Annotated in this window: 17 protein-coding genes; 10 read left to right on the top strand and 7 right to left on the bottom strand. The window is 64.6% G+C overall.

Annotation, left to right across the window (positions count from 1 at the left end; genetic code table 11):
• Positions 1-66 precede the first annotated feature (66 nt).
• Complete coding sequence (locus NFG57_RS13880) at positions 67-624, top strand: NUDIX hydrolase (protein WP_045992893.1); 558 nt, start codon at positions 67-69, stop codon at positions 622-624.
• Between the two features lie 102 nt (positions 625-726).
• Here the strand turns inward: NFG57_RS13880 and NFG57_RS13875 are convergent, their stop codons facing one another.
• A complete protein-coding gene (locus NFG57_RS13875; RefSeq protein WP_108133275.1) occupies positions 727-1,038 on the bottom strand; it encodes a YqfO family protein in 312 nt (103 codons plus the stop codon).
• Positions 1,039-1,146: 108 nt separating this feature from the next.
• On the opposite strand from NFG57_RS13875, the gene NFG57_RS13870 reads away from it, so the two are divergent.
• Positions 1,147-1,992 carry a fructosamine kinase family protein gene (locus NFG57_RS13870; protein ID WP_348814567.1) on the top strand — a complete coding sequence of 282 codons (846 nt, stop codon included), beginning with the start codon at positions 1,147-1,149 and terminating at the stop codon, positions 1,990-1,992.
• A gap of 12 nt (positions 1,993-2,004) precedes the next feature.
• On the opposite strand, the gene NFG57_RS13865 is transcribed toward NFG57_RS13870, so the two are convergent.
• Entirely contained in the window at positions 2,005-2,919 is a 915-nt protein-coding gene (locus NFG57_RS13865) for an alpha/beta hydrolase (protein WP_222568540.1), read from the bottom strand.
• A 348-nt stretch (positions 2,920-3,267) separates the two neighbouring features.
• Between NFG57_RS13865 and NFG57_RS13860 the strand changes: the two genes are divergently transcribed.
• The 4 genes from NFG57_RS13860 to NFG57_RS13845 all read left to right on the top strand — a co-directional run bounded on the left by NFG57_RS13860 (position 3,268) and on the right by NFG57_RS13845 (position 10,457).
• Positions 3,268-4,731 (top strand): TolC family outer membrane protein, encoded by a 1,464-nt coding sequence (locus NFG57_RS13860; protein WP_348814566.1) that lies wholly within the window; start codon positions 3,268-3,270, stop codon positions 4,729-4,731.
• A gap of 92 nt (positions 4,732-4,823) precedes the next feature.
• Positions 4,824-6,221: an efflux RND transporter periplasmic adaptor subunit gene (locus NFG57_RS13855; protein WP_213228834.1), complete on the top strand. Its 1,398-nt coding sequence runs from the start codon at positions 4,824-4,826 to the stop codon at positions 6,219-6,221.
• Positions 6,218-9,412, top strand: coding sequence for an efflux RND transporter permease subunit (locus NFG57_RS13850; RefSeq protein ID WP_348814565.1), 3,195 nt, complete (start codon positions 6,218-6,220; stop codon positions 9,410-9,412). Before NFG57_RS13855 ends, NFG57_RS13850 begins: the two co-directional genes overlap by 4 nt.
• Before the next feature lie 304 nt (positions 9,413-9,716).
• Positions 9,717-10,457, top strand: coding sequence for a hypothetical protein (locus NFG57_RS13845; RefSeq protein WP_348814564.1), 741 nt, complete (start codon positions 9,717-9,719; stop codon positions 10,455-10,457).
• Between the two features lie 51 nt (positions 10,458-10,508).
• Here NFG57_RS13845 and NFG57_RS13840 read toward each other — a convergent pair whose 3' ends face one another.
• A complete protein-coding gene (locus tag NFG57_RS13840; protein ID WP_286984991.1) occupies positions 10,509-11,123 on the bottom strand; it encodes a TetR family transcriptional regulator in 615 nt (204 codons plus the stop codon).
• Between the two features lie 182 nt (positions 11,124-11,305).
• On the opposite strand from NFG57_RS13840, the gene NFG57_RS13835 reads away from it, so the two are divergent.
• Positions 11,306-12,340 (top strand): succinylglutamate desuccinylase/aspartoacylase family protein, encoded by a 1,035-nt coding sequence (locus NFG57_RS13835; RefSeq protein ID WP_045992886.1) that lies wholly within the window; start codon positions 11,306-11,308, stop codon positions 12,338-12,340.
• A gap of 258 nt (positions 12,341-12,598) precedes the next feature.
• On the opposite strand, the gene dusA is transcribed toward NFG57_RS13835, so the two are convergent.
• Positions 12,599-13,600, bottom strand: coding sequence for a tRNA dihydrouridine(20/20a) synthase DusA (dusA, locus tag NFG57_RS13830; protein WP_348816189.1), 1,002 nt, complete (start codon positions 13,598-13,600; stop codon positions 12,599-12,601).
• Between the two features lie 282 nt (positions 13,601-13,882).
• Between dusA and NFG57_RS13825 the strand changes: the two genes are divergently transcribed.
• Positions 13,883-14,170, top strand: a complete 288-nt coding sequence (locus NFG57_RS13825; RefSeq protein ID WP_108449122.1) for a hypothetical protein — start codon at positions 13,883-13,885, stop codon at positions 14,168-14,170.
• Between the two features lie 334 nt (positions 14,171-14,504).
• Positions 14,505-14,867 carry a transcriptional regulator gene (locus NFG57_RS13820; RefSeq protein ID WP_108133284.1) on the top strand — a complete coding sequence of 121 codons (363 nt, stop codon included), beginning with the start codon at positions 14,505-14,507 and terminating at the stop codon, positions 14,865-14,867.
• Positions 14,868-15,005: 138 nt separating this feature from the next.
• On the opposite strand, the gene ampC is transcribed toward NFG57_RS13820, so the two are convergent.
• The 3 genes from ampC to NFG57_RS13805 all read right to left on the bottom strand — a co-directional run bounded on the left by ampC (position 15,006) and on the right by NFG57_RS13805 (position 18,446).
• Complete coding sequence (gene ampC, locus NFG57_RS13815; protein ID WP_348814563.1) at positions 15,006-16,211, bottom strand: class C beta-lactamase; 1,206 nt, start codon at positions 16,209-16,211, stop codon at positions 15,006-15,008.
• A 257-nt stretch (positions 16,212-16,468) separates the two neighbouring features.
• Positions 16,469-17,167 (bottom strand): glutathione binding-like protein, encoded by a 699-nt coding sequence (locus tag NFG57_RS13810; RefSeq protein WP_348814562.1) that lies wholly within the window; start codon positions 17,165-17,167, stop codon positions 16,469-16,471.
• Between the two features lie 364 nt (positions 17,168-17,531).
• Positions 17,532-18,446 carry a LysR family transcriptional regulator gene (locus NFG57_RS13805; protein ID WP_348814561.1) on the bottom strand — a complete coding sequence of 305 codons (915 nt, stop codon included), beginning with the start codon at positions 18,444-18,446 and terminating at the stop codon, positions 17,532-17,534.
• A 178-nt stretch (positions 18,447-18,624) separates the two neighbouring features.
• Between NFG57_RS13805 and NFG57_RS13800 the strand changes: the two genes are divergently transcribed.
• Positions 18,625-20,133 carry a CoA-acylating methylmalonate-semialdehyde dehydrogenase gene (locus NFG57_RS13800; protein ID WP_348814560.1) on the top strand — a complete coding sequence of 503 codons (1,509 nt, stop codon included), beginning with the start codon at positions 18,625-18,627 and terminating at the stop codon, positions 20,131-20,133.
• The last annotated feature ends 6 nt before the right edge of the window (positions 20,134-20,139 follow it).

Here is a 20,139-nt window from a genome sequence, read left to right as displayed (position 1 = left end):
CCCGTGCAGTGGCGTCAAGCCCGTCCTCCATTCCCGAGCCGGGAGCGACATGAACGATTGCAGCCCATGAATTTTTGCAGCCATTGCGGGCAGACCGTCCGTTTCGTCATCCCCGAGGGGGACGACCGTCCGCGTTACCTGTGTGACGACTGCGGCACCATCCACTACCAGAACCCGCGCATCGTGGCCGGCACGCTGCCGGTTTGCGGGTCACGGGTGCTGCTGTGTCGTCGCGCCATCGCACCGCGTGAAGGCTACTGGACGCTGCCGGCGGGATTCATGGAAAACGGCGAGACCACCCCGGACGCAGCACGGCGCGAGACCCGCGAGGAGGCCTGCGCCGAGGTAGCGCTGTCGGGGCTCTACACCATGATCGACCTGCCCCATATCAATCAGGTGTTCATGATCTTTCTCGCCGAGCTCGATGGAGGTTACGCCGCCGGTCCCGAGAGTCTCGAAGTCGCGCTGTTCGAGGAGCACGAGGTGCCCTGGGACGAACTGGCCTTTCCCACCATCGAGCGTACCCTGCGTCACTTCTTCGAGGACCGCGCAAGCGCGACCTTCCCGCTGCACATCAGCGATATCACACCGGATCAGCGCAGGCGCTTCTTCGGCAGCGCCTGACGGCACACGTCCAAGGCTTCCCGGGGGCGGGGCCAGGACTGCCCCCGGTGGCCCGCCGCAGATTCGAAAGGTCACCGGCCGGCTTGTCCGCTTTCGTTCGCGTTATAGATCTGCCAGCCGCCAGACGTCGTAGGCCACTTCCTCGTAGGGGTGGGCCAGCTTGAGCGCGGAGATGGCGGCGCCGATCAGCTCGTCCTCGCACACCAGCTCCACCTTGTATTCTTCTACCCGCTCAAGCTCACCCACCTGCCCGATGTGCGGGTCGGCGCCGTCCAGCGGGCGAAACTGGCCCTGACCGGCGGTCTGGAAGCAGCAGGCCTCGTAGTCACCGATGCGTCCGGCACCGGTGGCAAACACGGCTTCCTTGACCGCCTCGGCGTCGTCTCTAGGCACGAAGAAGGCAAGCTTGTACATGGGGTCTCCTTGCGTAAGCTGGGGGATGGTCGAGCCGGGTGTACCACCCGAGGGTGGCGACGCGCAACCTGCGCCCGGTGAATCTGCCAGCAGCCAGCAGGAGCCAGCATGAAACTGAATGACGCCCTCGAGACGCTGGGGCTAGCCGCCACGGCACCGCCACGTGCCCTGTCGGGCGGTGATATGGCCGAGGTGTGGCGGATCGAGACAGCGCAGGGCGCGGTGGTGGCCAAGCGCGACGATCCTGAACGCCTGGCAGGAGAGGCCGAGGGCCTTTCCGCACTCGGCGATGCCGGTAGCTCGCTGGTGATACCCGCTGTGATGGGCCAGGTCGGCTCCTGGCTGGTGATGGAGGCACTGGAGCCTGGGCCCGCCGACTGGAAGGCGCTGGGTCGAGGGCTGGCGGAGCTGCACGCGCCTTGCGAGGCCGCCCACGGCTGGGCGCACGACAACGCCTGCGGGGCGACGCCCCAGCCCAATGCGCCGCTTCACGACGGACGCGCCTTCCAGCGTGAGCGAAGATTGATGCCCCTGGGCGAGGCCTGCCACGGCCGCGGCTTGCTGTCGCGCAGTGAACTTACGCGCCTCAAGCAGGTGGCCGACCAGCTCGAGGCATGGCTGCCTGACCAGGTGCCGAGTCTGGTGCACGGGGACCTGTGGTCCGGCAACGTCATCCACAGTTCGCGGGGCCCGGCATTGATCGACCCGGCGGTCTATCGCCACTACCCGGAGGTGGATCTGGCCATGCTGACGCTGTTCGGCGCGCCGGGTGAGGCATTTTTCGAGGCCTACTGGCAGGCGCAGGGGCGGGAGCGCGCCCCCGCCGACTGGCCCCGGCGCGAAGCCGCCTTCCAGCTCTATCCGTTGCTCAATCACCTGCTGCTGTTCGGCCGTGGCTATCACGCGGCAGTGTTGCGAACGATCACGCGGCTGGAGCAGGACTCCAACGACTAGACAGAGCGGGCTTCAGGAGGCGCCGAGCCCCAGCAGGCGCCGCCACCAGGGACGCGCAACCGCCCTGGACGGCTCGTGAGGCTGCTCGGCGAGGCTTTTCTCGAGAAAGGCCTTGATCGGTGCAACCTGGCTCGGGCGATCGAGCATCGGGGCGTGGCCGCAGCCCGGGACCGCCAGCGTCTCGAGCTGTGGCTGAGCCTCGCCCATGCGGGTGACGATATCCTCGGACAGCAAAGGTGAGTCTTCGCCACGCACGACCATCAAGGGGCAGCGGATGGCCTTCCAGTCGGCCCAGGTGTCCCTGGGCGTGTCGTGGACGAATTGCTCGCCGATGCGCGGGTCGTAGTGGTAGGTCCAGCTACCATCCGGCAGGCGGCGGGCGCTCTCCAGGGTGAGCTGGCGCCAGGCGTCCTCGTCATCGATGCCGAAGCCGGCGTAGTGGCGGCGAAGCTCCGCCTCCAGTTGGCTCAAGCGGGAAAAACGGTGGGGGACGGTGAAGTAGGTGGCCAGTTCGGCCAGGCCTTGTGGCACCAGTTCCGGACCGACATCGTTGAGCACCAGTCGCTCGATGCGGCCTGCACTGGATGGATCGGCGGCCAGCAGCATGCCGAGCAGCCCTCCCATGGAGGTACCCACCCAGGCTGCCCGGTCGAGTTCGAAGTGATCCATGACCGCCAACGCGACTGTCATGTAGTGGGAGTACAAGTAGTCATTGGCAGGATACAGCGACCAGCTCGACAGTCCTCGCCCCGGTGTGTCGGGTGCCAGGACTCGCCATTCGGGGCCAAGTTCTCGGGCCAGGGCAGCGAAGTCACCGCCGTGGCGTGCCAGTCCGTGCCAGGCGATGACGGTTCTGGGGGCCTCGGGATGAAACACGCGTACCGCGATCTCGAGCTCTCGGAAGGTGACCAGTCTCAGAGTGTCCATGGTGGCTCCTGGTGATGGTCCTGCAGGGGAGGGCGATCTTGGCTATGTTGCAGTGCAGCATTGTGGTTTAGCCAGCAATATAGTGCGGAATTGCGAATTTTTCACCATCCTTGCATGAAGGGCGGTAGAATACGACGCCAAACATGCGACAATGTATGTATATCGAATACCACTAGATTCGAACGCCACCCGGTGCTTTCCAGGAAGTCGAGGCGCCCAGGAAATGGCAAGGACAGTGTGTCAGGGAGGTCGTGCTCGCGTCGCGCGGCGTCCCTGGTGTGATGTCTCTGTGGCCTGGTCAAAGGGACTTGTGGACAACGCCGAGCAACAGATCCGAGGATGCTATCAATGACGCCTTCCCGACCAGTCCCCGTCACTCTGACCTCGCGGGTTCCTTCTCGCCGACGCCTTCTGTGTGCCGCTATCGCCGCCCTGATGATGGGCCAGGTCCAGGCCGCCGATCTGTTGACCATTACCCGCGACGCGCTGGACAACAACTCCGAGTTGGCCTCCGAGCGGTCCACCACCAGTAGTGCGGAAGAAGGCATCAACGTCGAACAGGCGGATCTCAATCCTCAGGTGACCGCCTCCGGCGAGGCGGCCTACAACCATATCTTCGAGACCCAGTCGCAGTCAGGCTTCAGCGGCACCGGCAGCGATGACGACTACCTCAGCTACGGTCTCAACCTGCAGGCGACCCAGAAGCTCTACGACGCCCTGAACAGCCGCGAAGTGAACGTGGCCGAGGCCCAGCTGGAGCAGCAGACCTACACCCTGGCGGCTACCGAGCAGCAGGTGTTGATCGACACCTCGTCGGCCTACTTCGATATTCTGCGTGCCTACGAGATCCTCGAAGCACGCAGGGCCCAGGAGCGCGCCATCGGGCGTCAGCTCGAGCAGGCCCAGGAGCAGTTCGACGTCGGTTTGATCGCGATCACCGAGGTCGAGGAAGCGCGGGCGACCTTCGACCAGTCACGGGCCGACCGGATCGTCGCCGAGAGCGACCTCCAGGTGGCCTTCGAGGCGCTGGAGCGCCTGACCGGCAAGCGCTACGACAGCATCGAGATGCTCCAGGACGATCTGCCCATTGCGCTGCCCGAGCCGTCCAGTCGTGATGCCTGGATCGAGCTTGCCATCGAGCGCAATCCGGAACTGCTGGCGCAGCAGGCTGGCGTCGATGTGGCGCGTGAGCGGATCGATGTGGCCAGGGCCGCCGATCTGCCGGTGGTGGAGGCCTTTGCCAACTACGCCTACAGCGACGACGAGCGTGACAACTTCGAGGACTACAACTCCAACAGCCAGGTGGGCGTGAGCGCGAGCATGCCGCTGTACACCGGCGGTCGGACCAGCGCCTCGGTGCGCCAGACCACCTACGACCTGGAGTCCAGCCAGTACGACTTCGAGTCCCAGCGCCGCGAGACGGTGCTGCAGGTGCGCTCGCTGTACACCCAGGTCAGCAATGACGTCTCCACGGTGGCGGCGCGCAAGCAGTCCATCGTCTCCAACCAGAGTGCCCTGGATGCCACCCGCGCGGGCTACGAGGTGGGTACCCGCAACATCGTCGACGTGCTCAACGCCGAGCAGAACCTGTACAACGCCATCGCTGACTACGCCGATGCCCGTTTCAACTACGTGATCAACCTGCTCAGTCTGCACCGTCAGGCGGGGGTGCTCGACGCCCAGGATATCGCCGAGCTCAACGCCTTCCTGGTCGAGGAAGGGCAGGTGAACTTCACCCTGCCGGAGCAGGGCGAGGCCGACGAATACGACGCGGTTCTCGATATCGGCGCACCGCCGAGTCAGGACGGCTGACGCACGCCTAGGCGTCCAGGCTGACCGCTTCCTCCCTCGAGGCGGTCAGCGCCCGGCATCTGACGATCCAATTACCCCGAAGGAATCAAGGGATGAAAACCACCATCTATCGCGGCCGCCTCTGGGCCGCACTGGCGGCGGCATTGCTGCTGGTCGGCTGTGGTCAGGAAGAAGACCCGTCCGCCGGTCAGGCCGGTGGTCAGCCACCCGCCAAGGCCATCGAGGTGGCCGAGCTGGCCTACCAGGACATTCCACTGGACAAGTCCTACCCCTCCAAGCTGATGAGCGAGCAGGAAGTCACCCTGGTCGCACGTGTCACCGGTGTGCTCGAGGAGCGCAAGTTCGAACCCGGCGATCAGGTCGAGCAGGGTGAAAGCCTCTACACCATCGAGCCGGACCTGTACGAGGCCACCGTGGCCCAGCGCGAGGCCGACCTGGCCAGCGCCCAGGCCGAGCTGTCGCGGGCCGAGCGTGACGCCAATCGTTTCCAGCAACTGGCAGCTCAGAACTCGGTGAGCCGTCAGCAGGTCGACCAGGCCCTGGCCGACGCGCGCGTCGCGCGGGCCAGCGTGGCCCAGGCCGAGGCGGCGCTGAAGAGCGCCCAGCTCGACCTGGACTACGCCGAGGTCACGGCGCCGGTGTCTGGCGTGATCGGTCTCAGTGAGGTCAATGTCGGCAACCTGGTGTCACCCAATACCGAACTTGCCACCATCACTCCGTTGGACCCGCTGGAGGTCCGTTTCCAGATGCCTCAGAACGACGCCTTCGAGCTGCGTCGTCAGTTGAAGGACATGAGCATCGAGGACATCGCCGCGTCGCTCGAAGCGTTCTCTTCGCGTGGGGATGAGCCTGCCGTGCTCAGTGGCCACCTGGACTTCCTTGGCTCCCGTGTCGATCCCGAGACCAGCACCGTCCAGGCGGAGGCCACCTTTGCCAACCCGGACGGCGCGGTGCTGCCGGGTCAGTACGTGCGCGTGAAGATCGAGGGGCTGGCTCGCTTCGGCGTGCTGGCGGTGCCGGAGCTGGCGTTGACCCAGGGCCTGATGGGCCCGCAGGTCTACGTGCTCGATGAAGACAACGTCGCCAGGGCGCGTCCGGTGCAGCTCGGTGAGCTGGCGGGCGCCTGGCAGATCATCCTCGACGGCGTCGAACCCGGCGAGCGTGTGGTGGTCGGTGATCCGGGCAGCCTGAAGCCGGGTACTCCGATCGATCCCCAGCCGTTTGACGGCGATGCCGAGGCGCTGATGCAAGAGGCCCAGTACGAGCAGCAGGGGCAGGGCGCCGGCCAGGCCGCGCCCGAGCAAGCTGAGCAGGAAGCGGCGGCGTCACCGGGCGAGCCAGGGGCCGATCAGAGCGGGCAGGGCACTGCCGAGAGCGATGGTCAGGGCGAGGACGCCGCGAGTGCCACCCAGGCCGCCCAACAGGCGCCGATGAACGCGCCGCAGGGCGATCAGGAGGCCGAGGAGGCTCGAGGAGAGGGTAACGAATGAATTTCGCCAACTTCTTCATCAAGCGGCCGATCTTCGCCTCGGTCCTGGCGATCATCCTGACCATCATCGGGGCGATGAGCATGCGGGTACTGCCGATCGAGCAGTATCCCAGCGTGGTGCCGCCCACGGTGTCGGTCAGCGCCACCTTCCCGGGGGCCGACGCCGAGACCGTGGCGCAGACGGTGGCCGCGCCGCTGGCGGAGGCGATCAACGGCGTCGAGAACATGCTCTACATGAACTCGACCAGCTCCGACAACGGCTCCATGAGCCTGAGCGTGGCCTTCGACATCGGGACCGACGGTGATATCAACACCATCAACGTCAACAACCGGGTCCAGGGCGCGCTGTCTCAGCTGCCCGAGGCGGTGCAGGAGCAGGGCGTCCAGGTCGAGCTGCGCTCCAGCTCTATCCTGATGCTGGTGTCGTTGATCTCGCCCCAGGACGACTACGACAACATCTACATGCAGAACTACGCCACCCTGAACATTCTCGACGAGCTGCGCCAGATTCCCGGCGTCGGTGAGGCCGAGGTGCTGGGCGGTGGCGAGTTCGCCATGCGCATCTGGATGGACCCCAACAAGCTGGCCGAGTACGACCTGACCCCCACCGAGGTGGCGGCGGCGATTCGTGCCCAGAACACTGAGGTACCGGCGGGTAGCCTGGCGTCCACGCCGATCGACAGCCCGCGAGCCTTCACTTACACCATCACCGCCGGCGGACGTCTGTCCAGCGCCGACGACTTCCGCGACATCCTGCTGCGCACCAACGAGGACGGCTCTGCGCTGCGCCTGGATGACGTCGCACGGATCGAGCTGGGCGCCTCCTTCTATGGCGTCGAGGCGCGCCTCAACGGCGCCATCATGACGCCGATCATGATCCAGCAGCAGCCGGGCGCCAATGCCCTGCAGACGGCAGACATGGTCAAGGAAAAGATGAACGAGCTGGAGGTGCGCTTCCCGCCGGGCCTCGAGTACGTGGTGCCCTACGACACCACCCTGTTCATCGACGCCTCGGTGGAAACCGTCTTCCACACCTTTATCGAAGCCTTCCTGATCGTCGGCGTCATCCTGTTCATTTTCCTGCAGAACTGGCGCTTTACCGTGATCGCCATGTCGGTGGTGCCGGTATCGGTACTGGCCACCTTCGCAGGCTTCTACGTGTTCGGCTTCTCGATCAACCTTTTGACGCTGTTCGCTCTGGTGCTGTCCATCGGCATCGTGGTGGATGACGCCATCCTGGTGGTGGAGAACGTCGAAAGGGTGCTGTCGGAGGACGAGGAGATCACGGTTCGCCAGGCCACCATCCAGGCCATGAAGGAGGTCGGTGGGCCGGTCATCGCCACCTCGCTGATCATGGCGGCGGTATTCGTGCCGGTGGCCTTCCTCGGCGGCTTCACAGGGCAGATCTATCAGCAGTTCGCCCTGACCATCGCCATCTCGGTGGCGTTCTCGGCGCTGATGGCATTGACCTTCACCCCGGCGCTGTCGGCGATCTTCATCAAGCACGACCTGCACAAGAAGGAATCCTCCTTCATGCGGGCGGTGCGCACCCCGCTGCGCCTGTTCGACCGCTTCTTCGATGGCGTCACCAGGGTGTTCATGGTGGCGGTCAAGGCGCTGGTCAAGGCCTGGGTGCTGACCCTGCTGCTGGTGGGGCTGGTCGGGGCCGGTTCCTTCTGGCTCTATGAGAACACGCCCTCGACGCTGGTGCCGGAAACCGACCAGGGCATCGCCCTGGCAGCCGTCAGCCTGCCGGACTCGGCATCGCTCAGCCGCACCAAGGCCTACATGGCCGAGGTCAGCAAGCGCATCGAGGAAGTGCCCGGTGTGCGCTATTCCTCGGCCATCGCCGGCTACGACATGCTGACCAGCTCGGTCAACACCGCGCGCGGCATCATCTTCATCAACATGGACAACTGGGACGAGCGCGAGACCACGGTGGATGACCTGATCGGCCGGATCTTCCAGATCGGTGCCGAGGTCGACGGCGGCAACGTCATGGCCTTCAACATGCCGCCGATCATCGGCCTGTCCACCACCGGCGGCTTCACCGGCTACCTGCAGTCGTTCTCCGGTGCCACCCCCGAGGAGATCTACCAGGCCTCGCTCAAGGTGATGCAGGCGGCCAATCAGGATCCGGCGCTCAACCAGGTGTTCTCGACCTTCAGCGTCAACGTGCCGTCCTTCCGGGCCGAGATCGACCAGCAGAAGGCGCTGAGCTACGGCGTGTCGCTGACCGACCTCAATGCCACTCTGTCGAACACCTTCGGCAACGGCTTCGTCAATTTCTTCAGCTACCAGAACCGCAACTTCCAGGTCTACCTGCAGAACGAGGCGGAGTACCGCGACACCCCGGACGATATCAACAACGTCTATGTGCGCGGCGGCAACGGTGAGCGGATTCCGCTGTCGGAGTTCGTGACCCTCGAGCGCAAGGCCGCACCTGCGGTAGTCACCCGTTTCGGTGTCTACTCGGCGGCCCAGTTCCAGGGGGGGCCGGCGGAAGGCTACTCCTCGACCCAGGCGCTCCAGGCCATGGAGCGGATCGTCCAGGATACGCTTGGCAGCGACTGGGGCATGGGCTGGACCGGTACCGCCTACCAGGAGAGTGAAGCGGGTAACGCCGGCACCATCGCCATCATCTTCGGCATGGTCATGGTGTTCCTGATCCTGGCGGCGCAGTACGAGAGCTGGTCATTGCCGCTGGCGGTACTGACCGCCACGCCGTTCGCCTTCCTCGGGGGCATCGCCGGTATCGCCATGCGTGGCCTGGATACCAGCGTCTATGTCCAGATCGGGGTATTGGTGGTCATCGGCCTGGCGGCAAAGAACGCCATTCTGATCGTCGAGTTCGCCGAGTTGCAGCGCAAGGAGATGGGCAAGACCATCCGCGAGGCGGCGATCACCGCGGCGGAGCTGCGTTTCCGGCCCATCGTGATGACCTCCATGGCATTCATCTTCGGCACCCTGCCGCTGGCCATGGCCACCGGCGCCAGTGACACCAGCAGTCACCACATCGGTACCACGGTGGCCATGGGCATGGCCTCGGTGGCGATACTGGGTAGCTGTTTCGTGCCGTCGTTCTACGCCATGATCGCGTCGCTCTCCCTGCGCTTGTTCGGAGAGCGTGGTTCCGACGACGATGAGGACGAGAACGCCTCACAAGCCAAGGGCACTGCCACCGATCATTGAACCAGTGGGCGGGTCAACATGACCGCCCCTCATCGGTAGAATGGTTGATGCAGGTCAAAGCGCCGCCTTTCCAGGCGGCGCTTTTTTTTATGCTGCAGAGGCGGTGAGTCGCTGGTGACAGGGAGCTTTTTATTGCGTATTACACGCTTGTGGCGGGCTTGGGGGAAGTGTGCAGTGCAGCATATTGTGCGTTGCAACATGCTGTCGCCAAAGGAAAAATTGGGATGTGCGGGTCGAGGTTTGTGGCCTATGGCGCTATGCTGCGGGTAGCAAGTACGCAAGTGGCAACGCCACGGGAGGTGGTATGGACATAACGCTGATCAGGGACATTGCCCTGAGTTTTCCGCTGATTCTGTTCACGGTGCTGCTTCCACTCGTCGCGCTCTACTGGATCCTGGTGGCATTGACGCTGGTGCCGCTGCAGCTGTTCGAACGTGACAGCCTGCGTGACGATCACATGGCCAGCACGATGGTATCGCTGGGGTTTGCCGGGGTGCCGGTGACGGTGGCCTTGACCGCGCTGATCCTGTTTGCTGCGGTCTTCACCTTGATGGCGGAACTGCTGATACTGCAGTGGTTCAATCTGGCGATCGTGATCGTGCCGCTGGGCATCGTGGTGCTGTGGGGAGCCTTTGCGCTGTCGTCCCCGCTGGCATCCCGCTTCTGTCGGGTACTGTTGAAGCGCTATCGCGATCGGCCCTCGTTCAACCGCCGTTGCCTGCTGGGCGAGCGTGTCCAGGTGGTCGGCTTCATCGATGGCCAGGGGTGCTGCCGTGCGGTGCTCTGCTCGGACGGAACCCGGGAGATCTGCCTGAGGGGCAAGCCGGGGGCGATGCCGCGGGAAGGGGAAGTACGGGTGCTGGTCAAGTACCTGGAAGAGCACGACAGCTTCCGCTCGGTGGCCGAGCAGGAGTTTCTCGATGCGCGTACCCGCCTGGTAAGGCTCAAGCTGATCGAGCGCCATGAACCGGTACCACCCCATGAGGCGCCGACGCACGGGAACCACTACCACGGCCATCGTCACTCCCACGGCCATCAGCATTGAAGCGTGTCGAGCCCTTCTCGAGTCGATCGAGTAGCGGTTCGCGACGACGGGTCAGTCGCGACCGATCAGGCTGATCAGGTCATCGACCAGGGCAGGGCCTCGTTCACTGAGAGTGAAAGCCTGGGGTGCCCGCAGCCACTCCCAGAACAGCCCGCTCAGGGCATAGTGAAACAGGTCGGTGGCACGCTCCGGGCTAAGCCCGGGGCGTAGCTGCTGCTTGAGATCAGCCTGCTTGAACTGGCGCAGCAAGGCCTGGCAGGTTTCTCGGGCGATCTCGGCCTTGGCCTCCAGCGGGTCGAAGTCGTCGGTACGCTCGCAGTGGTGCAGCAGGATACCGTGAACCCGGCGGTGGCGCGGAGTATCGGCCTGACGCAACCCGACATGACAGCTCAAGCGAATGGCCTCCAGCGGGTGGTGATCGACCGAGGAGTCGTCGAGCTCATTGAGCAGGTCCTCGAACGGCAGATGGACACGCTCCAGCATGGCCCGGAACAGATCGCCCTTGTTGCGAAAATGCCAGTACAGGGCGCCCCGGGTAACGCCGGCCCGTCGCGAGATGACCTCGAGCGAGGCGCGCGAGACCCCGCGCTCGAGGAACACTTCCTCGGCGGCATCGAGCAATGCGGCTCGGGTGGCGGCGGCTTCTTGCTTGGTACGGCGGGCCATGGGGGCGGGGCGCTCCGGCGGTGGGTCAGTCCGTGTATTCTACCGGACTGGCCCCGCGAGATCAGCGGCATCGATACGCGCACTGAGGTAAATTGGGCTCGTTTTGGCGACGTCACAAAGGTATAAGGACGGCAGGTGCTGTCGTGTTTTCGACGGCGCGGCATGGCGACTAAGGAACTTTCATGGCAAGAGCCCCCTTCGAACTGGCCGGCATTACCGTCAAGCCGGGCACACGTGCCCAGATCGACGTGCCGGTGGCCAAACTTTACACCCATGCACCGCTGGATATCCCGGTGGAGGTCGTTCACGGACGCCAGCCCGGCCCCACCTTGCTGGTGTGCAGCGCCATCCACGGCGACGAGATAAACGGCGTCGAGATCGTCAGGCGTCTGTTGCGTTCGCGCCAGATCAACCGTCTGCGCGGCACCCTGATCGCGGTGCCGATCGTCAATATCTTCGGCTTCGTTCAGCACTCTCGCTATCTGCCGGATCGGCGCGATCTCAATCGCTGCTTTCCCGGCAGTGAATCGGGCTCGCTCGGGGGGCGTATCGCGGCGCTGTTTCGCGAGCAGATCGTCGATCACGCGACCCACATAATCGATCTTCACACCGGCGCCATCCACCGCACCAACCTGCCGCAGATCCGCGCCCAGCTGGGTGACGCCGGCGAGGAGACCCGGCGTATGGCCGACGCCTTCGGCGCACCGGTGATTCTCAACGCCGAGCTGCGCGAAGGCAGCCTTCGCCACTACGCCCAGACTCGCGGTACGCCAGTGCTCACTTACGAGGCCGGCGAGGCGCTGCGCTTCGACGAGTGGGCGATCACCGCCGGTGTCCGAGGGGTGCTGCGGGTGATGCGCCGGCTCGACATGCTCACCGGCGAGCAACGCCGGCGCAAGCCGCCGGCAGCGGAGGTCGCCAATGGCTCGAGCTGGGCGCGTGCGCCCATCGACGGCATCCTGAGGCCCAAGGTGCGCCTGGGAGCCCGGGTCGCCAAGGGGCAGGTGCTGGGCAAGGTCGCCGATCCCTTCGGCGAGACCGAAGGCGAGATCCTGTCCATGGCCGACGGCATCGTCATCGGCATGAGCCGGCTGCCCCTGGCCAACGAAGGCGAGGCGCTGTTCCATATCGCCCGCTTCGACGCCATCGAAGAAGCCGAAAGCGCCATCGAGACCTTCCATTCGAGCCTGGAGCCGCCGCCCGATTCACTCTACTAGGCCTCAAGGCGTGAAGCGGTTCACCCAAGAGCCAAGGTTGTACATGCAGGTGAGCACTCGCTTACCTTAAGGCATGAGGGCGGCGATAGGGGTGGCGGCAGAGGTAGCGGTAGGGCTAGCGAGACAGATGTCCGGAGGGCTTGATGAAGATCGAGCCCCCAACCCCGGACCCAATAAAGAACGGCCGAGCAGATCGCTCGGCCGTTGTCTTTTTGCAGGGCAATTTTTCCCGTGCAGCGGAGTGTCGTGCAGCCGTTGTCAGGCGCTGACGGGTTCCGGCACCAGGCCCAGGGCATCGTCGAACACCGCCAGGCCCGCGCCGTCGCGATGAGCGTTCTCCGACAGATGTCGACGGAAGCGGCGCCCGCCGGGGCAGCCCTGGAACAGGCCAAGCAGATGGCGGGTGATATGGTTGAGCTTGGCGCCTTCTTCCAGGCGGCGCTGGATGTAAGGGCGTAGCGCCATGGCGGCGGCGTGGCGACTGTCAGCAGGCCCCGGCTCGCCGTAGATCGCCTGGTCCACCTGGGCCAGCAGCCAGGGATTCTGGTAGGCCTCGCGACCCACCATCACGCTGTCGACGTGATCAAGCTGCGTCTGGCACTCCTCGAGGCTCTTGATGCCGCCGTTGATGCCGATATGCAGATCGGGGCGACTGGCCTTCAAACGATGCACCCGCGGATAATTCAGCGGCGGCACGTCGCGGTTTTCCTTGGGGGACAGCCCCTGCAGCCAGGCCTTGCGCGCGTGCACGATAAACACCTCGCAGCCGGCGTCGGCTACCTGGGTGATAAAGCGCTCGAGATCGGCGTCCTCGTCCTGATCGTCGATCCCGATACGGCACTTCACTGTCACCGGAATCGACACCGCCTCGCGCATCGTCGCCACCGCCAGTGCCACCTTGTCCGGATGACCCATCAGGCAGGCCCCGATCAGGTTGTTCTGGACCCTGTCGCTGGGGCAACCCACGTTGAGATTGACCTCGTCATAGCCCCACTCCTCGGCGATCGCTGCGCACTCGGCGAGTTCTCCCGGATCGCTGCCACCTAGCTGCAGCGCCAGCGGATGCTCCACCTCGTCGTAGCCGAGGAAGCGCTCGCGCGGACGCCCGTGAAGGATCGCACCAGTGGTCACCATCTCGGTGTACAAGAGCGTCCGGCGCGTCAGGGTGCGCGCGAAAACGCGGTAGTCGCGTGTCGTCCAGTCCATCATGGGGGCCACGGAAAAGCGGCGGGCCTGGACCAGGGGATCTCGGTCAGTCATCGGCATCAAGAGGTCGGGCAGGAGAGGGCGCGTAGTGTACCAGCCCCAAGGGGGCGTTTTCATTGTTGGTGTGGTGACTGTGCGGCGGGTACGAGTCGGAGCAGAGGTGCTTCGCAGTCTGCCCCTGGCCTTGCGTTCTACCGCCAAATTGGAGCAACGAGGAAAACTTTGCAGATTGAGGACTGCTGGCGCTGGCCTTCCGGCGACGCGAGTATCGTGGTACCGACGAGGGATTGCGCCTTACCTCGGCGCGACGGGCCACCAGGCGAGAGGAGGCGATTTATGCTCAATGAGACCTTGAAAAGGCGATTGGCGAAGGACCGTCCCATGACGACAGTGACGCTGCGGGTGCCGGTTGATGTGGTGGAGTCGCTGAAGGCGATAGCGCCACTGAAGGGGTTTCAAGGCTACCAGACGCTGCTGAAAGCCTACGTCAGCGAGGGACTGCGTCGCGACGAGGCTCGCTATCTCGATGATGGTGTGCGGCGTTTGGTGGAGGCGTTGAAGGCTCGCGGTGTGGCTCCCGAACTTATCGAACGTGCGGTGGCTGATGCCTATGAGGAGAATTGAGTCGAGCACATCCGACTGTGCGCCTTTCGATAAGGGGGCTCAATAGCCTCCTGCAAGGCACAGGCGATATGTCAGGGAAGGTCAGATCGATGCGCTCGACTGATTTGACGCTTTCGAGCGGTATCCTCTTGATGCGGGCCAGGGGATCTCGGTCAGCCATCGGCATCAAGAGATCGGGCGGGAGAGAGCGCGTGGTGTGCCAGCCCCAAGGGTGCGTTTTCATCGTGTGGAGTATGGGTCATCGGTCGCGATCCGATATGCCCAGCAGATCGCTTGGGTACGCTTTGTCGGCACTCACGCCCAGTACGATCACATCGACGCGGAGCCTGTGTGAATGAATATCCAGCCGATTCACAACGATGCCGATCTGGAGCGGGCCTTCGCTCGGATGGAGGCGCTATGGAACGCCGAAGACGGCAGCCCTGAGGCCGACGAACTTGAGGTCCTGTCGATTCTGATTGAGCACTATGAAGACGAGCACTACCCGATCGGTCCATCGGATCCCATCGAAGCGATCAAGTTTCGCATGGAACAGCAAGGGCTGACGCCAAGAGACCTGGAAGCCTATATCGGCGGTAGCGGACGGGTCTCGGAGGTGCTGAATCGCAAGCGTGGGCTCAGCCTGGCCATGATCCGCCGGCTGCATCATGGGCTACGGATCCCCTACGAGAGTTTGATGAACGAGACATCTGCTTAACCTTGAGCTTCCGCCCACCATGTCATCGATCACGCCGCCGCCCATAGGGCGGCGGCGTCGCGTGTGGGGCCAGGATGAGGCCCTGCGTCGGATTTAGCCCAGGAGTATCACTGAGATCCAGTGATCCAAACGTGATCGTCAGTGCTCCAGCGCCTCCAGTATCCGCCAGGCGGCTTCGACGCGCTCGCCGTTGGGGTAGCGCTTGTTGGCGAGGATGACGATGCCCAGTTCATGCGCCGGCATAAAGGCGGCGTAGGCGCCGAAGCCGCCGGTGGAGCCGGTCTTGTGGTACCAGCGCTGGGGCTGTGGCTCGCCTGACGGCTCGAGCATGGTGACAGGCTGGGGCTCCAGCGCCATCTCTGCGGTGGTGCCGTTTTGCAGCGTATCGAGGGTCGTCGGCAGGGCGTAGCTTTCCCAGGCGAGTCCCTGCTGCATCTCGCCGACGGCGGCGTAGCCCTGGTGGGTGGCCAGCAGGGCTTGTGCCATGCGCTGGTCGTCCTGGCTGCCTTGATAGGCGTCGATATTGGCCTGAACGAAGCGTGCCAGGTCCCGTGCCGTGGTCTTGATGCCGTAGGCCTGGGTGTCCAGCGGGCCCGGATTGACGCGCACAGGCTGATCGTCGCTGTTGTAGCCCTGGGCGTAGTGGCGGGCCTGGTCGTCGGGCACCGTAAGCCAGGTGGCATCGAGGCCAAGTGAGGGCAGCACACTGTCCTGCATCAGCTCAGCGAAGCTTGAGCCTTCGCTCTGGGCCGCGAGCAGGCCGAACAGGCCGATGCTGGGGTTCGAGTACAGGCGCTTGGTGCCGGCGGCAAAGTCCGGCTGCCAGTTCACGAAGTAGTCGTGGATAGTGGCGTCGTCGACGCCCGCGGGAAACTGCAGCGGGAAGCCGCCGGCGGTGTAGGTGGCAAGCTCTACCATGCTGACCTCGCCTACTGGACGACCCTCGAAGTCGGGCTCGATGCTGGCCGCGCTGTCGCTCAGGGAGAAGGCTCCGCCTTGTTGCACCCAGGCGCCCAGCGCCGCGGTGAAGGTCTTGCTGACCGAGCCGATTTCGAACAGGGTGTCGTCGTTCACGGCGGCGCCGGTCGAGGACTCCCGGCTGGCGACACCGTAGTGGCTCAGGCAGATGTTGCCGTGGTCGATCAGTGCCACCGACACGCCCGGGATGCCGTGGTGATCCATCAGTGCCTCGATCTGCTGGTCCATGGTCGGGTTTTCGCAGGATCGGCTACTCTGCTGCTCGACGGTACTCCGGTCGGCGTCTTTTGGCGCGGAGGCCGCCTGGGCGGAGGTGGTCCCCACGGCGAAGACGAGGGGCAGAAGATGAACGGGGCGAACGGGCATGAGCGGTGGTTCCGTCGTGTGGGGGTGTTGCCCTGGGCCTTGGGGCCACGGGGCAGGCGGACAGGCACAGGACGGCGCGCCTTGAGGCTCGCCGAGTCTGCTGTGCCGGCACAATCATCGCCTGAACCCGGCGGCGAGTCACCCGTGGGCTGAGGTTCGATCGTGCGGCTCTCACCTCATTTCGTCTCGCTCTACCTCTACCGATCGCCACGTTTACCGATCGCCACCTTCACCCTGGTAGTGCCTGCTATATCGCCTCAGGCCAGGACCTTGAGGCCTCGTTGCACGGCGGGGCGCTCAAGAAACGCCTGGAGGGTGCGGTCGACGTGGGGGAAGTTGGCAAACTCGACCAGATCCCCGGCGTCGTAGCGGTAGACCAGGTTGCGTACCCAGGGAAGGATGGCGATATCCACCACCGAGTAGTCCTCGCCCATGATCCACTCGCGCTGTTCCAGGCGCTTGTCCAGCACCCCAAGCAGGCGTTTGGCCTCGTCCACGTAGCGCTGAAGAGGGCGCTTGTCCTCGAGTTCCTTGCCGGCGAAGAAGTGGAAGTAGCCGATCTGGCCAAACATCGGGCCCACGCCGCCGACCTGGAATATCAGCCATTGCAGGGCCTGGTAGTAGGCCTGGGGCGTCTGGGGTACCAGCTGGCCGGTCTTGTCGGCCAGGTACAGCAGAATCGTGCCTGACTCGAACAGTCCGATCGGCTGGCCTTCAGGGCCGTCGGGGTCGAGGATCGCGGGAATCTTGTTGTTGGGGCTGAGCGAGAGAAACTCGGGAGAGTGCTGGTCCCTGGTATCGAAGTTGACCCGGTGCGCTTCGTAGTCCAGCCCGACTTCCTCCAGCATGATCGAGACCTTGACCCCGTTGGGGGTCGGCAGCGAGTAGAGCTGCAGGCGCTCGGGGTGTGTCGCCGGCCACTTGGCAGTGATGGGGAAGCGGGAAAGGTCGGTCATGGGGACATTCCTTGTGGTGAAGAACGAAGGGAGCGTGACGCTGACATCTGATGGCTGGAAGTACGAACTGACGGTGCGAGCAAGGAGCGATCGAGACAGGCGTCGCCCTTGACCTGAACCGGGGAAAGCCGTCAGCCAACGTCTGGAGGGTAGCACCCGACGACGGATTCGAGCGTCGCCAGGCGCAGAAAGGCGCAGCTCTGGTGCATTTGGCGCTGCTGCCAAAGCGGGTTCGGGCGCGTATCGGCGGGTTCGGGCGCCTATCAGCGGGTTCGGGCGTCTATCAGCGGGGTCTACCCCGGGCTTTTCAGGCTCTGGGTCTTGTACGAGAAGCCACCGAGCGCAGGCACTTTTCCTACAAGCCTCACTCAGGCCGGTTGGGCCAGACGCTCTCCAGGGTGGCAAGCGCGGCCTGCAGCGGCGGCTCGCGGGTGCGTTCCTTCTTCCATACAAAGCACAGGGCGCAGTCCAGCGTCACCCCCTCGACGATGGTCAGGCCGCTGCGCTGGCGCTCGGTCAAGGCCAGCGAGTCCCGGGCCAGGCTCAACCCCACCCCGGCGCGTACCAGGTCGAGCATGCAGGCTTCCTGGTCGACCTGGGCGACCCGCCGAGGCGTCTCGCCGCTGTCCTGCATGGCGCGCTTGAGCAGTCGATGGTGGACCGAGTCGGGCGGCGTGACGATCCAGGGCAGGGTGGCCAGCGTCGACCAGCGGGTGTCCTCGACCCGCGATTCCCATCCGGAGGGCGCCACCACGTAGTAGCGAAAGTGGGTCAGCTCGACAAACGCAAGTTCGCCGGTACCGTCGGCGTGGGTGCTGCCTGTTCCGGGGGGCGCCAGATAGAAACCTGCATCCAGCTCGCCGCGCTCCACTCGCGACAGGGCGTAGCCGCTCATGCCGTGGTGCAGCTCGGTCTCGAGTTCCGGGGCGCGCTCGACCAGCACCTTGAGAAAGCTGCCCAGACGGATGAACTCGGGATCGATGATGGTGCCGATTCTCAATAGCCCACGCACCGTCGAGTGCAGTGAGCGGGCCATCTGATCGAACACCCGAGCGCTCTCCAGGGCCTTCTCGGCGGTGGGCAGCAGTGCCTGACCGTGGGCCGTCAGCTCCAGTCCCTGGGGGCGGCGGTGGAACAGCGTCAGTCCCAGCGTCGCCTGCAGCTGCTTCAACTTTAGGCTAACCGCCGGCTGGGTGAGATGCAGCGCCTCGGCGGCGCGGGAGACGCTGCCGAGGTGCGCCACCGTGACGAATGCTCGCAGCGTGGGGTAGTCCTGCATGGCGCCTTCCTTCAACAGAGCGTGTTATTTGAGAACTTTATATCTGGGTTTCAAATAACTCAATTGCTCAGATCGCCACCAGAGATAGGCTGTACAACGACAAGACGAGCAAGCTGGGCACCTTTCCTCATACGGCCACGCTCGAATGACTTAAACAACGCTTATAAAGGAGCACCCCATGACCTCGACGATTCCTCACTTCATCGGCGGCCAGATCGACGAAAGCGCCTCCCTGGGACATCAGGACGTCTACAACCCGGCGACCGGCCAGGTCAGCGGCCGCGTGGCGCTGGCCTCCGCCAGCGAGATCGACAAGGCGGTAGAGGTGGCCAAGGCGGCCTTCCCGAGCTGGGCCGACACCCCGCCTATCCGCCGCGCCCGGGTGATGTTCCGCTTCCTCGAATTGCTCAATGCCAACAAGGACGCCCTGGCCGAGGCGATCACCCGTGAGCATGGCAAGGTCTTCACCGACGCCCAGGGCGAGGTGGCACGGGGTATCGATATCGTCGAATTTGCCTGCGGTATCCCGCAGCTGCTCAAGGGCGACTTCACCGACCAGGTCAGCACCGGCATCGACAACTGGACCCTGCGCCAGCCGCTTGGTGTGGTCGCCGGCATCACCCCGTTCAACTTCCCGGCCATGGTGCCAATGTGGATGTTCCCGGTCGCCATCGCCTCCGGCAACAGCTTCATCCTCAAGCCCAGCCCCACCGACCCCAGCGCCTCGCTGATGATGGCGGACCTGCTCAAGCAGGCCGGGCTGCCCGACGGCGTGTTCAACGTGGTCCAGGGTGGCAAGGAAACGGTGGACGCGCTGATCGACCATCCCGACGTCAAGGCGCTGTCCTTCGTCGGCTCCACTCCCATTGCCAACTTGATCTACCAGCGTGGCGCGGCCCTGGGCAAGCGTGTGCAAGCCCTCGGCGGCGCCAAGAACCACATGGTGGTGATGCCCGACGCCGACCTCGACAAGGCGGTGGACGCGCTGATCGGTGCCGCCTACGGCTCTGCCGGCGAGCGCTGCATGGCCATCAGTGTGGCGGTGCTGGTCGGTGACGTGGCCGATGACGTGGTGGCACGCGTGGCCGAGCGCGCCCGGGGTCTCAAGGTCAAGGACGGCATGCAGCTGGACGCCGAGATGGGGCCGATCGTCACCGCCCAGGCCCATCAGCGTATTACCGGCTACATCGACAAGGGCGTCGAGGAGGGTGCCGAGCTGGTGGTCGATGGCCGTGGCTTCGACAGCAGCAATACCGGCGAAGGCTGCAGCGAGGGCTTCTGGATGGGCGGCACCCTGTTCGATCACGTCACCCCGGAGATGACGATCTACCGCGAGGAGATCTTCGGCCCGGTGCTGGCCTGCGTGCGCGTGCCGGACGTGGCCACCGCCATCGAGCTGATCAACGACCACGAGTTCGGCAACGGCGTCAGCTGCTTCACCGAGAGCGGCAAGGTGGCCCGCGAGTTTGGCCGTCGCATCCAGGTGGGCATGGTCGGCATCAACGTGCCGATTCCGGTGCCCATGGCGTGGCATGGCTTCGGTGGCTGGAAGCGCTCACTGTTCGGCGACATGCACGCCTACGGCGAAGAGGGCGTGCGCTTCTACACCAAGCAGAAGTCGATCATGCAGCGCTGGTCCGACTCCATCGAGGCGGGCGCGGAGTTCGTGATGCCGACCGCCAAATAACGCCCT

It is taken from the genome of Halomonas sp. H10-59, from assembly GCF_040070555.1.
GTDB lineage: Bacteria > Pseudomonadota > Gammaproteobacteria > Pseudomonadales > Halomonadaceae > Halomonas > Halomonas litopenaei.
This window is presented reverse-complemented; position numbering and strand designations above follow the sequence as displayed.

Bases quoted from the DNA above. Each gene is read 5' to 3' on its own strand.
- NFG57_RS13880 (WP_045992893.1), top strand. From the start codon at position 67: ATGAATTTTTGCAGCCATTGCGGGCAGACCGTCCGTTTCGTCATCCCC.
- NFG57_RS13875 (WP_108133275.1), bottom strand. From the start codon at position 1,038: ATGTACAAGCTTGCCTTCTTCGTGCCTAGAGACGACGCCGAGGCGGTC.
- NFG57_RS13870 (WP_348814567.1), top strand. From the start codon at position 1,147: ATGAAACTGAATGACGCCCTCGAGACGCTGGGGCTAGCCGCCACGGCA.
- NFG57_RS13865 (WP_222568540.1), bottom strand. From the start codon at position 2,919: ATGGACACTCTGAGACTGGTCACCTTCCGAGAGCTCGAGATCGCGGTA.
- NFG57_RS13860 (WP_348814566.1), top strand. From the start codon at position 3,268: ATGACGCCTTCCCGACCAGTCCCCGTCACTCTGACCTCGCGGGTTCCT.
- NFG57_RS13855 (WP_213228834.1), top strand. From the start codon at position 4,824: ATGAAAACCACCATCTATCGCGGCCGCCTCTGGGCCGCACTGGCGGCG.
- NFG57_RS13850 (WP_348814565.1), top strand. From the start codon at position 6,218: ATGAATTTCGCCAACTTCTTCATCAAGCGGCCGATCTTCGCCTCGGTC.
- NFG57_RS13845 (WP_348814564.1), top strand. From the start codon at position 9,717: ATGGACATAACGCTGATCAGGGACATTGCCCTGAGTTTTCCGCTGATT.
- NFG57_RS13840 (WP_286984991.1), bottom strand. From the start codon at position 11,123: ATGGCCCGCCGTACCAAGCAAGAAGCCGCCGCCACCCGAGCCGCATTG.
- NFG57_RS13835 (WP_045992886.1), top strand. From the start codon at position 11,306: ATGGCAAGAGCCCCCTTCGAACTGGCCGGCATTACCGTCAAGCCGGGC.
- dusA (WP_348816189.1), bottom strand. From the start codon at position 13,600: ATGACTGACCGAGATCCCCTGGTCCAGGCCCGCCGCTTTTCCGTGGCC.
- NFG57_RS13825 (WP_108449122.1), top strand. From the start codon at position 13,883: ATGCTCAATGAGACCTTGAAAAGGCGATTGGCGAAGGACCGTCCCATG.
- NFG57_RS13820 (WP_108133284.1), top strand. From the start codon at position 14,505: ATGAATATCCAGCCGATTCACAACGATGCCGATCTGGAGCGGGCCTTC.
- ampC (WP_348814563.1), bottom strand. From the start codon at position 16,211: ATGCCCGTTCGCCCCGTTCATCTTCTGCCCCTCGTCTTCGCCGTGGGG.
- NFG57_RS13810 (WP_348814562.1), bottom strand. From the start codon at position 17,167: ATGACCGACCTTTCCCGCTTCCCCATCACTGCCAAGTGGCCGGCGACA.
- NFG57_RS13805 (WP_348814561.1), bottom strand. From the start codon at position 18,446: ATGCAGGACTACCCCACGCTGCGAGCATTCGTCACGGTGGCGCACCTC.
- NFG57_RS13800 (WP_348814560.1), top strand. From the start codon at position 18,625: ATGACCTCGACGATTCCTCACTTCATCGGCGGCCAGATCGACGAAAGC.